General features: G+C 44.1%; 12 protein-coding genes. 3 read left to right on the top strand and 9 right to left on the bottom strand.

Annotated elements, in window-relative coordinates:
- Window position 1: 1 nt before the first annotated feature.
- The 3 genes from Q3W13_RS24290 to Q3W13_RS24280 form a co-directional block, all read right to left on the bottom strand.
- The gene (locus tag Q3W13_RS24290) at window positions 2-787 is read right to left on the bottom strand and encodes a class I SAM-dependent methyltransferase (RefSeq protein ID WP_302868487.1); all 786 of its coding nucleotides are present in this window, start codon (window positions 785-787) and stop codon (window positions 2-4) included.
- Window positions 788-877: 90 nt separating this feature from the next.
- Complete coding sequence (locus Q3W13_RS24285; protein WP_302868486.1) at window positions 878-1,258, bottom strand: VOC family protein; 381 nt, start codon at window positions 1,256-1,258, stop codon at window positions 878-880.
- 30 nt (window positions 1,259-1,288) lie between these two features.
- Window positions 1,289-1,591: an RNA polymerase alpha subunit C-terminal domain-containing protein gene (locus Q3W13_RS24280; protein WP_302868485.1), complete on the bottom strand. Its 303-nt coding sequence runs from the start codon at window positions 1,589-1,591 to the stop codon at window positions 1,289-1,291.
- Between the two features lie 174 nt (window positions 1,592-1,765).
- Between Q3W13_RS24280 and Q3W13_RS24275 the strand changes: the two genes are divergently transcribed.
- Window positions 1,766-2,113, top strand: coding sequence for a hypothetical protein (locus tag Q3W13_RS24275; RefSeq protein WP_302868483.1), 348 nt, complete (start codon window positions 1,766-1,768; stop codon window positions 2,111-2,113).
- Window positions 2,114-2,176: 63 nt separating this feature from the next.
- On the top strand, window positions 2,177-2,728 hold the full coding sequence (locus Q3W13_RS24270) for a ferritin (RefSeq protein WP_302868482.1): 552 nt from the start codon (window positions 2,177-2,179) through the stop codon (window positions 2,726-2,728).
- A 60-nt stretch (window positions 2,729-2,788) separates the two neighbouring features.
- Here Q3W13_RS24270 and Q3W13_RS24265 read toward each other — a convergent pair whose 3' ends face one another.
- The 6 genes from Q3W13_RS24265 to Q3W13_RS24240 all read right to left on the bottom strand — a co-directional run bounded on the left by Q3W13_RS24265 (window position 2,789) and on the right by Q3W13_RS24240 (window position 11,459).
- Window positions 2,789-4,735: a hypothetical protein gene (locus Q3W13_RS24265; protein ID WP_302868480.1), complete on the bottom strand. Its 1,947-nt coding sequence runs from the start codon at window positions 4,733-4,735 to the stop codon at window positions 2,789-2,791.
- 101 nt (window positions 4,736-4,836) lie between these two features.
- Window positions 4,837-6,627 (bottom strand): beta-N-acetylhexosaminidase, encoded by a 1,791-nt coding sequence (locus Q3W13_RS24260; protein WP_302868478.1) that lies wholly within the window; start codon window positions 6,625-6,627, stop codon window positions 4,837-4,839.
- An 86-nt stretch (window positions 6,628-6,713) separates the two neighbouring features.
- Window positions 6,714-8,339, bottom strand: a complete 1,626-nt coding sequence (locus tag Q3W13_RS24255; protein WP_302868476.1) for a glycosyltransferase family 39 protein — start codon at window positions 8,337-8,339, stop codon at window positions 6,714-6,716.
- A gap of 521 nt (window positions 8,340-8,860) precedes the next feature.
- Window positions 8,861-9,910 carry an acyltransferase gene (locus Q3W13_RS24250; RefSeq protein WP_302868475.1) on the bottom strand — a complete coding sequence of 350 codons (1,050 nt, stop codon included), beginning with the start codon at window positions 9,908-9,910 and terminating at the stop codon, window positions 8,861-8,863.
- Window positions 9,911-9,922: 12 nt separating this feature from the next.
- Entirely contained in the window at window positions 9,923-10,690 is a 768-nt protein-coding gene (locus Q3W13_RS24245; protein ID WP_302868473.1) for a hypothetical protein, read from the bottom strand.
- A 112-nt stretch (window positions 10,691-10,802) separates the two neighbouring features.
- Window positions 10,803-11,459 (bottom strand): HAD family phosphatase, encoded by a 657-nt coding sequence (locus Q3W13_RS24240; protein WP_302868472.1) that lies wholly within the window; start codon window positions 11,457-11,459, stop codon window positions 10,803-10,805.
- 390 nt (window positions 11,460-11,849) lie between these two features.
- Here Q3W13_RS24240 and Q3W13_RS24235 point away from each other — a divergent pair, with 390 nt between their 5' ends.
- Window positions 11,850-12,044, top strand: coding sequence for a cold-shock protein (locus tag Q3W13_RS24235; protein WP_302868470.1), 195 nt, complete (start codon window positions 11,850-11,852; stop codon window positions 12,042-12,044).
- The last annotated feature ends 101 nt before the right edge of the window (window positions 12,045-12,145 follow it).

Here is a 12,145-nt window from a genome sequence, read left to right as displayed (position 1 = left end):
ATTACAACTTTTGAGCGATAATGAACAGATAATCGCCATTTGAATTATCATACCTGTTTTTTAGCGACTCAAATTTTCCAGATTTCAAGTCATCCTGTAACGTTTCCAAACCTTTAATGACTTCGGCCTCATTAGGTAATGCCGCGAACGATGATATCCCTTTTCTAGTTGTTTCATCCAAATACATACGCGGATTATTTTTACCGGAGTATAAAAAGTTGTCCTGTAAATCATCTTGAATAAAATATTTTTCGGTAATTGGAACACCGAACCCAGCACTGCTTAATGCATCGGTTATCAACTCAAGCGACGGCATTTTGGCGATAGACGCCCTAAGCATTTCCGGAAAATAATGATTAAGCCAGTATCCTTTCATTTGCGCCGGAGTAGCCGTGAATAACACGAACCGTCTGCCCGGCTTTAACACCCGCGCAACTTCCTTAAATCCTTTATAAATATCCGTCCAATGATGGATAGTTAGTGTAGCTATTACGCCGTCGAAACTTTCATTATCGATAAGTATTTGTTCGGCAAATCCCTGCGTCCACCATATTTCTTTACGCTTGGCTCTCCCCTCACTAAGCATCTGAACCGATGGCTCAATCCCCACAAGAAGCAAGCCAGTGTCTGCTAATGCGATAGTATAGTTACCTGTTCCGCAACCGATATCAAGATAGTGACCATTTTTATTGGAATTTAGAAAATGAAGCAGACGACTGACGATATATGGGTCAGCCCGCCGGGTTGAGTTATAATTTGTGCCGATTGAATCGTAAATCGCTTCCATAATACCTTAATGCAAAGTATCAATGTTTTACTTAACATCGTCAGCGATTGTAAAATATGATGTTCCGGAGACGGTACATTAAATAAATTATCACCCTTTCAGCACCGATAATATATTCCCCGCAGGGTCTTTAAACCAGGCGATATCAGGGCCATGTCCATTGCCGCGCATAATTCCCTTTTCGTCGGTTTTCATTTCGCCGAAATTATATTGTTCAAATTTTACACCGGCCGCGGTTAGTTCATCTACGGCCTTGTCTAAATCCTCAACAGCAAAATTGAGAACTGTAAAATTTGCAGGCTCGTGGTTTGGCTTTGGGTAGATAATTACGGCATTGCCTCCCGGTAGCTTAAGGTCCAGGATACCCATTGCGTTTTCCGTCGCCTCGACGCCGAGAGTATTGGTATAAAACTCTTTTGCTTTTTGTAAGTCGTTTACAGAAAAGCTACTGAACGTTTTTGCGTATTTCATAATATATAGATGATTTATAAACAGATGTAATTATTTACCTCTTGGCTTAAAGGATAATCCCTGCGCTGCCAAAGCCTCCCTTAACTTAGGCATCGTTGAAGGGCCCATTCCGTGCAGCGAGAGGATTTCCTTTTCAGTAAATTCCGACAATTTCTGCAAAGCTGTTATTCCCCGATTTTCCAGCGCACGCCGGGCTGGCGCTCCTAATAATGACAGAAAGCCACTTTCAGGTTTCTGTGCCTGCTCGCAAATCGGGCATGTTGGGCAAGCAGTGCTTTTATAATATTTATGGCCGTTGCTGCAGGTCCTTAAAGTCTTGGCTGGACTTGTCATTAATCTCTTCAGTTTTTATATCAAAGATAAACTGCACTAAGCGCAATTGCCGGGTGTAAACGCGCCATTATACTATACAATTTGCGCCATAATCTGTTTTCTGTTGAATGAAGCCGGCAATCGGCATAAATAAACCTTACATTTGTTAACTATTAAACAATTCAGCGACATCTTATGGAAAACAGCAAATATTTAGCTACCTGGAAAAAATACATGCCGGTAATTCGCCTGCATATAAAAAAGAGCCTTGCCGAAAGAGCAGACCAGCAATTTAAGTTAAACGCCATTGATTTTGAATTGGCCGGTGGCCGTCAGGCTTCTGGTAACACATTCAGTGTGCTTTTGGAAGATGGTAAGGTGGTAAACAATGTAGCAGGTACAGGGGCAGCACGGGATTTAGTAGACGCCCTGAAAGCTGATGATGCCGTTAAAGCTATGTTGCAAAACAAGAGTGTAAAAATCAGCATGGGATCATCATTTATGCTTACTATAAAAACCGGTCATATCTCTTCCTACAAATAATATCAACCGGATAAGTAAACTTTTTGGGGATGGATTGGTTTTATGCATAAAACATTTTAACCTATGAATACTAACCGACTTTCCGATACCCTGGCCAGGGCCCTTAACGACCAGATGACCAACGAGGCCCACAACGCACAGATATATTTGAGCTATGCAGCCTGGGCAAGCGACAAGGGCTACGATGGTATTGCCAATTTCCTGTTCCGGCACTCAAACGAGGAACGTAACCACATGATGAAGTTCCTGGAGTATATATTAAAAAGGGGCGGAAAAGTGGTTGTTACTGAAATACCTGCGCCAGGCCCCGACCCGTTAAGTGTTAACGATTGCTTTGAGCGCATATTTCAATCGGAAGTGGAGAATACTACCAGGATATATGGTATAGTTGATATGAGCCTTGCCGAAAAAGACTGGGCTACCTGGAATTTCATGCAGTGGTTTGTAAAAGAGCAGACTGAAGAAGAAACTATGGCGCTCGACCTGTTGGCGAAGATCAAAAAGGCCGGCGGAGCTAGTGCGGATAACGACGCCTTATATGTGCTTGACAATGAGCTTGCCGGAACACCCGACGATGCCACCCTTGCCCAGGATACGAGTGTCGAGAATCCTTGATCAGCCTTTGGCCGGGAGTCTTAAGCCGCAGAAAAATCAGACCCGGACTCCCTGCTTAATTTATTTACTTATCAAAGTGGTATAGCATGTTTCCGGCAGGTTAAACGCTGCTATACCTCCGTTAACTTTTATTTCAGACTGTTTCATGTAGGCGTCTTTACTGGTGCTGTAAACGTCCATCCGTTTTACTGATGCAGGCAGGCCATGCAGAACAACTTTGCGTTTACCCCCATTGTTAACGATGTGGAGCGCATAGCTGTTTTTCCCGTTGTCGCCCATAGCGGCACAGGATAGATCCGGCTTATCGCAGCTTACCGGCATGGCGTACAATCCCTTAGGTGTGATGGATAATTGCTTTAAATTGTAAAACCGCTGACCGGGATGCAACGGTTCGTCGTTGCCAAAAATACCGCCGCCTATCAGTGGAGAATAATCAGCCGTCAACTGCCATTGCAGGATAGATGCGGGTTGACAAATCGCTAATATCCGGGTATATAGGTTAATTTCTTCCAGGGCATAAGTCTGCTCCTGGAAAATATCCGGATAGCCCCAGGCCGCTGCATCAATGCTCCCCTCTCCTACCAGCAATGGCACATTGAGTTTTGTTGCTGCATCGGCCCATTTTTTCAGCGTTTCCGTGTCCCAGCCACGCCACGAGTGGAAAGATATAGCCCCAATGTATTGCTTCGCATCCGGGTCATTCAAAGCAGGGTAAATGAATTTATAGGTATTGGCATCAGAATTATCGCCCAGCAGCATTTTAGTCTGCAGGCCGTGTGCGGCAAAATAAGCGCCGCATCCTTTTATAAATTCATCGTGCTCTTCGGCCGTTACTCTAACGTTAATTCCCAGATCAGACTCATTGAAAGAAAACAGCTTTACCTGTACACCATATTTATTTTTTAAGTAGATGATGTAATCAGCAATCGATTTGTAGATCGCATCCATATTATCTTTATTGAGTTTATTGCCCCAGATACCATTCACGGGGCGCATATTCAGCGTACCTTCGGCTGCCCACTGCGGCGGAAACCAGGCCGATAAGATAACCGGGATTCCCAAACTGTCTAACCGGTGCGCCATTTCCATCGCTTTTAGAACAGCAGGATGCGCTTTTCCGGAATCAGCAACCGCAGTAGGATCAATATTAATCCCTGGCTGCCAGAATCGCCAGGGCATTTCTACCCTGCCCCAGGCGAGACGAAGATTTTTTAGCGAATAGTCGATAACCTGCGGATCTGCCGTGGGATTCTGCAGGCGAAAATTGCCGCCAAGGCCCTCAAAAGCCCTGCCCCGGGTATTGGTATTTAGCGTGATATTCGCAGGAGATTTATCTATATCGCCGGAAACCTTAACAGCAAATGATTTTTCAATCATTTCACCTGTTTTTACACCGCCTAAGTTTATGGGGATAAACAGCATAATTCGTGGCCCACCCCCTGTGCTATCCGTCCGTACCATTATCAGTGACTTTTCCTCCGGCTTCACACTCAGCTTACGATCGCTGGTTTCAAATTCAATTTCTTTGGCATTATCGTCAAATTCAGGGCCGGCGGCTTTAGTAAAGTTTTCAAATTCGGACTTATCACCATCTTTATAGCGCAATCCGGCATTCAGCATTTCGTGCGGCAGCGCTACGCAGAAGTAAATACCTTGCAGGGTAGTGTCTTTATGGGATGTTATATTTACTGTAATCTTTATCTTGCCGCTGCCATCTTCCCGTACATTCTCTTTAAAATACAAGCTATCAATCCAGCTGGTCACCTCCTGCTCGTCATCGTTGACACGCCGGTAATGCGGCTGTTGTTTTTCTTTAGCTGTGGATGTCACATGCTTGCGGTCGGTGCTGACAATTCTTAAGCTTGACTCAAAATTAAAAAGCTGCCCATGGCTGCGAATACCGGTAATATTTCCCCATGGCTGAAGTTCGGCCTGCCCTTGCACGTTAGCTATAAACGCAAACAGACAAACAATTGATGCAAAAAAGAATTGAAGTACGGTTTTCAAATTAACATGGCCGGCCTGTTTTTACCGGCGGTTAAATTTAACGGTATTGCACACCAAAAGGTTAATGAAATTTATGCACATCGTAAGCGGATATTTGCCTATCAGCCATGCTTTCGTTTCTTTCGTGCAGGTTTTACATGAGATTTTTTTGAACGGGCTTTGCCTGTATGCTCTTTGCTATGATGCCTCTTTGATTTCTTTATGCGGCTGTGGCGGCTGTACCTCTCTGCCTTAAAGACGGGTTTTGGCGCAAAATCAATTGCCTCCGGGTGCGCGCCCGGGTCGAAAGGATTATAGTAATAGATATTGTCTTTATCGTACAAAGGGAAATTTGCCTTCAGCCGCTCGTTGAAGGATGCCTCGTCTTTTCTTGCCGAATCTGTCCACGCCGCCTCTGCAAGGGCTGCCATACGGGGGAACGTCATAAAGTCAAGCCGCCTGGGAGAACCGATCAGTTCCGTCCAGACATTGGCCTGTATCCCCAGCACCAGCTTAGAGTTCAGCTCATCCCGGGGGAATTCCCGGTAAGGAAAATTATAAACGCTGCTCACACTGTTGAAAGTTCCGCCGCTCCACCTCCGGCCCGACACATGGCTTTTGTCCTCCACAAAATCAAAATAAAATGGCAGCCTTGGGCATAGCACCACCTGGTATTTTTTGTCGAGCGCCAGTTTTAATTGTGATGGCACATTCTGTCTCCACCAAAATACGATGGTTTTACCAGCCGGCAGATCACTCTCGGCAGCTTCGTCCCAACATAATATCTTATCACCCATCCTAAGGACAGAATCCGTCATCCGGCGAAAAAAGTAATGTTCCAGGTCGGCAAGCGAGGTAAAATTATTCTTCGCCATCATCTCCATAATCGACGGCCTGCCTGCCCAGGCCTGCATGCCTAAAGCAACCTCATCACCGCCCAGGTGAATCATACCCGATGGAAATAAAGAATTAGTTTCCTTTAATATATCAGACAGGAATTGATAAGTATTTTCATTGGATGGATCGAAGGTAAAATTTGGATATTTGGCTATACTGCCGCCGCTGTATTCGGGGTAAGCTTTATTGGCGGCAGTAGCATGGCCAGGCATGTCAATTTCAGGTATCACGGTGATAAACCTGGCTGCGGCATAATCCACAATTTCCTTTATTTCGGCCTGGGTATAAAATTTCGCTTCGGCCAGCGTGTCCGTTTTATTGCCGATGCCCCCAACGGTCGTAAGCTTTGGATATTTTTTGATTTCTATCCGCCAGCCGTCCACGTCCGTAAGGTGCCAGTGAAATTTGTTAAGCTTGTAAAAAGCCATCCAATCCAACAATTGTTTTACCTTTTCTTTACCAAAAAAATGTCTCGATTCATCCAGCATAAAACCACGCCATTGAAACCGCGGACTATCAGTGATCTCACAGGCCTGTAGTTGCAAAACACTTGCTGACGAAGCCGTCCGTACCATTTGTAATAACGATACCAGCCCGTAAAATATCCCCTCATTGCTTGCCGAAGCGATGGTTATTCTTTCCGGTGCTATTTTAAGAATGTAGGAGCCGGGCAATTCATCCCGCTTAACCAATTGTAGGTCAATCGTCGCCTTTCCCTCAGCCTGGTCGGCTGCAATAGCAATTCCGGCAGACTTTTGCAGTTCCGTTTGCAGGTAATTTGCCTGAGGGAGCAACGACGCATTATTCATGCCGATGATGGCGTTGTTGCCTAACATAAACTTGCCATCACTTAGCGTGTAAGTTTTAGGCAACGGAATAATACCGGGGTTTTGTGCTGACGATGCAAATGGAAATAGAAAGAAAAAAAATACCAAATTCAGGAACCGAAACGAATGACAAGCATTTTTAACAGGAGTTTTCCGGAATTCAAAAGTGCAGTACCTAAATAAATTCATCAGGGGTTATAACAAGTATCTTTGTTTTAGTAGTGAATTTTGTAACAGCTGTTTGCGAAGTACGCCCGATGCTAAAAAAGCGCTTATTAATTCCCGAACGGCGGCAAACCTAACAATTGCCTGTAAACGGGTAAGTCCATGCGCTTTTCTGCGGGCAGGTGAAAATTCCTGCCATAAAATACCTGCAGCTTGTATTCTACAATACCACTGCGAATGATGGAGATGTCCGGTAATTGCTTAATGCTGTCGAAAAACGGTGTCGCATCTTTCTTTACATCCTGCTCCTCATGGTCGCTAATGATCACCGCATCCTTACCAAGCAGTTTTTTAGGGTCGACCAGGAAAGCGAGGTTACGCGGATCGCTATTGAAAACCACGATGTCTTTTTTGCCTTTAAGGGCCCAATCCACCTTACCCATCAGCCACCAGCGCGGGCTTCCGGCAAAAACAACCGGATTATTCGTCCAGCCCTCTTTATCAAATCTTTTTAATATATCGGTATAATCCACACCTTGTATAGTTGGGTCGTTATTATCGCCGTGCAATTTATTGACTATCCATTTCGGGCCGTATGATTGCCAGAAGCCTGTAACCATGTGTGTACCGAGCACGCCAATGGTGATTACGGTAAAATAAAAAGAAAACCGTACCCACCTTCTTGTCAGGCGCGATCCTGCTCCTTCAGTGCTCACGCATTTGTCTGTCGCGAAACCCAGCGGTATAAACAGCATCATATAGCCTGGGGCCTGCCAGTGGAAGTGAAACTGCAGATCCGACCATAAAGTAACTACCGTAAAAAACACGATTGGCAATACCGCCATCCAAAAGCTAAAACTGTAAGCCAGCAGCTGTTTGCGCAGTTTGTAAGATATAAATAGCTGCCGTACGATGGGAAACCATATCCACGGCAATATTACTGCTGCCTGTCCGCCGATGCTGCGGAAAAACCAATCAGGGTGTAATTTAAAATGTTCGCCTGCCCCGGCCCTTGAGCCCTGGAAAACGAATGACACCCATCCGTTATGGGCATTCCACCAAAGAATAGGCGATGCCATAATAATGGTGATCAGTACCGCGATATACGGCCCCGGGTGGCGCAGCCAGTGCCGTTGGCTTTTATTGGTAGCCACATACATAAATACCCCGGCGAACAAGAACAGCACATGGTATTTACTTAATGTGGCAAAACCCATGCTAACGCCAACTGCCAGCCAAAGGAGCCATGTTCTGCGGGTATTGCGGGTCACCTCGGATTTTTCTGTGCCCGGCGCAACCATTAGTTGTACGATATAGTAAGTAGCCAGCAGCCAGAAGAACATTAAGGGAGCGTCGGGCTGGAACCAGCAGCCAACCGATATGGTAAATACAGCGCTCAGGTTAAACAAAGCGACCGCCCAAAAGCCGCCCTTTGCTGTAAACATTCTTTTGGTGATGAGAAAAAGCAGCCAGCTTGTGCCTGTAAACAGCAGCACTGCCGGAAAACGCAATCCAAAATTGGTTAAGCCGAATATTTTTACGCTGATGCCACTCAGCCAGAAGAACAGAGGCGGCTGGTCGAAATAGCTTAAATCAAAGTTAAGTGCGCCACGATAATAGTACGATTCGCCGATACCGAGGCCAGTGTAGGCGGCAATAAGGCAACGGATAAAAAATGTAATGATGATTATGGCAACGGTGTAACGCGCCGCATTGCCTTCGGTAAGTTTCTTCATCCAAATAAAATGAGCAGGGTTTGCAAGGCGCAAATCTCCAAAAAAAATACTAATTATCAGGGATTTTGTTTAAAGCGGCTTGTCACGGCTGTCACAGTTGTCACTACATGTTTTGTGTGACAGTGTGACAATCAACAAAAGCTCCTAAGATTTTCTCAGAAGAATAACATTGCTTAGATCATTTATATTTAATATATATATATTATAATTTATATTAATATTTTACCTAAATAACCACGGCATTATCACACTGTCACACTATTTATACTGAAACACCGTGACAGCTGTGACACTTGTAACAGTGGACTGTACTGTTAAATAAAAAATATGTATTGAATAGTCTTGTTGACCTGTCTCATCTGTCACATTACCGGAACTGAAACAGTGTGACAACTGTGACAAATAGTACCATTCCTGCATTATTTATTACATCATTATACGCTGCTTTAGGAATTGTCACGCCTGTCATGCCTGTCCCATTCTTCTTACTGAAACAGTGTGACAGTTACAGCTTGTTCGTATCATCCCGATATCCATCTCCCAACAAGCGGAATCTTATTCACCACCCAAACCAGGGCCAGGGTAATTAACAAACAAATCAGCGCGGTTAAAGGGATGGAAACAACCGGCGTACAGAGTTTATAGTTGATGCCCAGTAAATCATCAAGCAAAAAAAGTATCAGGGCATGAGCCAGATAAATACCATAATTAAAATTCCCCGCAAAATCGCGAACGCGCTTTATACCCGGCGACAGCGTGCTCTTCGATAGCTTAAATGCCATAAAAGCGCTGCCCGATAACAGTACTACCAGCGGACTAACCGGCTCATAAAACATAGTCCCCGGCCATGCGCTGCCACCGGCTAAAAGACGTGAACCAAGGGCAATCAGCCCAACGCTTGCCGCAAAAAGCAATACCATCCACAATTGCAGGCGTTTGACCGCGAAATCTTTAAAAGCAAGATAATGCCCCAACACCAGATAGCCTGCAAACCCGGCAAAATAATGCATATCTACAGATGGATTATATCGCAATAAATAAGGTTGTGATAACAGTATAACCACAAACCAAACCGCTAAAAAATAAAGTATTTCTCTTTCAGACGCATTACGCACAAACTTGCCAATAACCGGGATAAAGAAGTAAAGCCCGATGAGCATATAAACGTACCACAGATGATAAGCGCTGCCCGTTTTGAGCAAGCGAAGCACCATGACAATATTCCGCCATGCATCATCGGTAAATGTTATGTCCTCGTTATACCAGGAATAGCCTACATAAACCAAGCTCCAGAAAATAAACGGGATAACAACCCTTATCAGTCTTTTTTTAAGGAAAGAACCTATCTGGTATTCACGGTGTAATAGCAAGGCGCCGGTAACCATTACAAAAACAGGTACGGCAAAGCGGACTATGGCATTGAAAAAGTCGGCCACCCACCAATCGCTCATCGGTACCTTGCCATATTGCATCAATGGCTGGGAAGTAACATGCAGGATGATAACGGCATACAGCGCAACCAGCCGGATGTTACTTATCCAATCGATATTATGGGGTTTGGCGGGAGGCAAAACGGAATAAATTTAAAACTTATACCCGAACCTTACAAAAACATTGCTTCCCACTTCAAACGTGCCGAAATAGTTTTTAAAGGTGATAAAATAACTTGCCTTAGGGAATATCTTACGGAACATCTTGTCCGTCGCAGTATTATCGGTATAATACGTGTCGTCGAGTTTATTGTGACCTAACGTTGTGCCTAAAAAACCGCGTATGCCATGCTGAAAGGTATTATCGTTGCGGTTGTGAAAGAGCACCTCGGTAGTTAGCCCGATAGAAAATAAATCGGTACGCGGGTCAACATAATAGCCGCCCTGCCTGTCAATAGACTTCCTGAAGGTGGCGTAATCGCCAAACTCATGACTGTAGGCCATTTCCATACCAATAAACCTGAAATCGACATTGCCCGAAGTAACGAAAGCATTCATAGAGAACCGTCCGCCAACAGCACCGAAAAACTTGTCGCTAAAATAGTTAGGCTGTGTTTTATCGCTTGAGCCGTTCTGGTAATCGCCCAAAACCAAAAATCCGCCATAGGCTATGTTAAAGTTATCAAAAACGTGGCCCTGGCTTAGGTTTAACTGCCCGCTTACCAAAAAATCATTGTAATTGGTATTGTTGTAACCGCCAACTCCGGCTGAAACATAAGTCAATGTTTTCGCGGTGTCGAACGACGCGGGTTTAGGCTGATAAGCAATATCCTGGTGATAAAGCGCCGGCGTGTAAACATGCGAACAGGATGCAAATGAAAAAGCGAAGGCAACTAATGGTAGAAATCTTTTGATGTTCATAGGCGGATGATTGGTCTTTTTGCAGTGTCACGCATAGCAAAGAAAATACCCGACAACTGGTTTAACTAATAACCTGATTTATTGTTTGTCAGTATTAACGCTCACATAAATTTTAGAGGTCCAGCAATTCTTTTACGGTAGGATCCTCAAAATCACCTGCAAAGGTTAATACATTGTGCAGATAGCCAAACTCATGCTTTTCGTGAGTAGTGGTAAGTATCACCGCCTTCATCCCTGCATTTGCGGCGGCCTCTGCTCCTTTGGGCACATCCTCAAATACGATGCAATCTGCTGGTGTTACCCTCAATATTTCCGCTGCCTTTAAATAGGTCTCGGGATGGGGTTTGCTCAGCACTACATCATCGGCGCTTACTATCGCCTTAAAATAATGACGGATATTCAGGTTATCCAGCACAAAATCAATGTTAAAGGGGATAGCTGCCGAGCCGATAGCCATTGGTATGCCCTGCTGATGTGCCCTTTGCAGAAATTCATCCAGACCCGGCAATAATTTCAAATGGGGCAAAAATTCAAGCTGGTATTTTCTTTCCTTTTCCAGCGAGAGCCGGTTCATTTCATCCAACGTAAAACGATCCGGACCGAACATCCGCACCAGTACCTCCGGATTCTTGCCGTACATCTGCGGTTTTACTTCCTCCCAGGTAAAATTGCCGCCAAGCTCATCATTTAAAAGTGTTTGCCATGCTTTGGTATGATAGGTCATATCATCTATCATGGTGCCATTAAGGTCGAAAATAAAAGCCTTCATTTGTAAAAATTGTCGTCAGCCGCCGCGTTACATATATCAATACGGCAACAGGCGGCAAAAATAAAATAATAAACCGCACATCATAAATCCGCCCGGCCTCATTACACGTATTTATTATAACAACACAGGTCAGTTAAAACAGAGACATAGGTTTTATTGAGATAAGTAAAATGTCGCTAAATAATTAACGATTACGCGCTGGGGCGATTTGTGTGATTAATTAATATTTAGCAAAGCCCGTTTGGCGTTTGTCAAACGGCTTTTTTTTTCATTTATACACTAACCGGGGTTTTTGCTTTTAAATGCAACCTTAGTTTACGCTTACACAAAAAATAAAAGCTTGGTTTACCGATTATTATACCTACCTTGCCCCCTTTAATAAATTAAATAATGCAAAAAGAAGGAACAGTTAAATTTTTTAATGAAACAAAAGGTTTTGGTTTTATTACACCTGCTGCAGGTGGCCAGGACGTATTTGTTCATTCATCAGGCCTTATCGACCAGATCCGCGAAAACGACAGCGTGGAATTTGAGGTTGAAAATGGAAGAAAAGGCTTAAACGCGGTAAATGTAAAAGTTATATAAGTATAATATATCATTAAACGTATAGAGGCCGTATCACAAATAAAGTGATGCGGTCTTTTTCATTTTAGGGATATTTTCTTGTTTGGGCGAGTTATCGTTTT

The sequence above is a fragment of the Mucilaginibacter sp. L3T2-6 genome (assembly GCF_030519355.1).
Taxonomy (GTDB): domain Bacteria; phylum Bacteroidota; class Bacteroidia; order Sphingobacteriales; family Sphingobacteriaceae; genus Mucilaginibacter.
The sequence above is the reverse complement of the archived record's forward strand: the minus strand, read 5'-3'. Positions and strand labels throughout refer to the sequence as shown.

Bases quoted from the DNA above. Each gene is read 5' to 3' on its own strand.
- Q3W13_RS24290 (WP_302868487.1), bottom strand. From the start codon at position 787: ATGGAAGCGATTTACGATTCAATCGGCACAAATTATAACTCAACCCGG.
- Q3W13_RS24270 (WP_302868482.1), top strand. From the start codon at position 2,177: ATGAATACTAACCGACTTTCCGATACCCTGGCCAGGGCCCTTAACGAC.
- Q3W13_RS24240 (WP_302868472.1), bottom strand. From the start codon at position 11,459: ATGAAGGCTTTTATTTTCGACCTTAATGGCACCATGATAGATGATATG.
- Q3W13_RS24255 (WP_302868476.1), bottom strand. From the start codon at position 8,339: ATGAAGAAACTTACCGAAGGCAATGCGGCGCGTTACACCGTTGCCATA.
- Q3W13_RS24245 (WP_302868473.1), bottom strand. From the start codon at position 10,690: ATGAACATCAAAAGATTTCTACCATTAGTTGCCTTCGCTTTTTCATTT.
- Q3W13_RS24280 (WP_302868485.1), bottom strand. From the start codon at position 1,591: ATGACAAGTCCAGCCAAGACTTTAAGGACCTGCAGCAACGGCCATAAA.
- Q3W13_RS24260 (WP_302868478.1), bottom strand. From the start codon at position 6,627: ATGAATTTATTTAGGTACTGCACTTTTGAATTCCGGAAAACTCCTGTT.
- Q3W13_RS24285 (WP_302868486.1), bottom strand. From the start codon at position 1,258: ATGAAATACGCAAAAACGTTCAGTAGCTTTTCTGTAAACGACTTACAA.
- Q3W13_RS24235 (WP_302868470.1), top strand. From the start codon at position 11,850: ATGCAAAAAGAAGGAACAGTTAAATTTTTTAATGAAACAAAAGGTTTT.
- Q3W13_RS24275 (WP_302868483.1), top strand. From the start codon at position 1,766: ATGGAAAACAGCAAATATTTAGCTACCTGGAAAAAATACATGCCGGTA.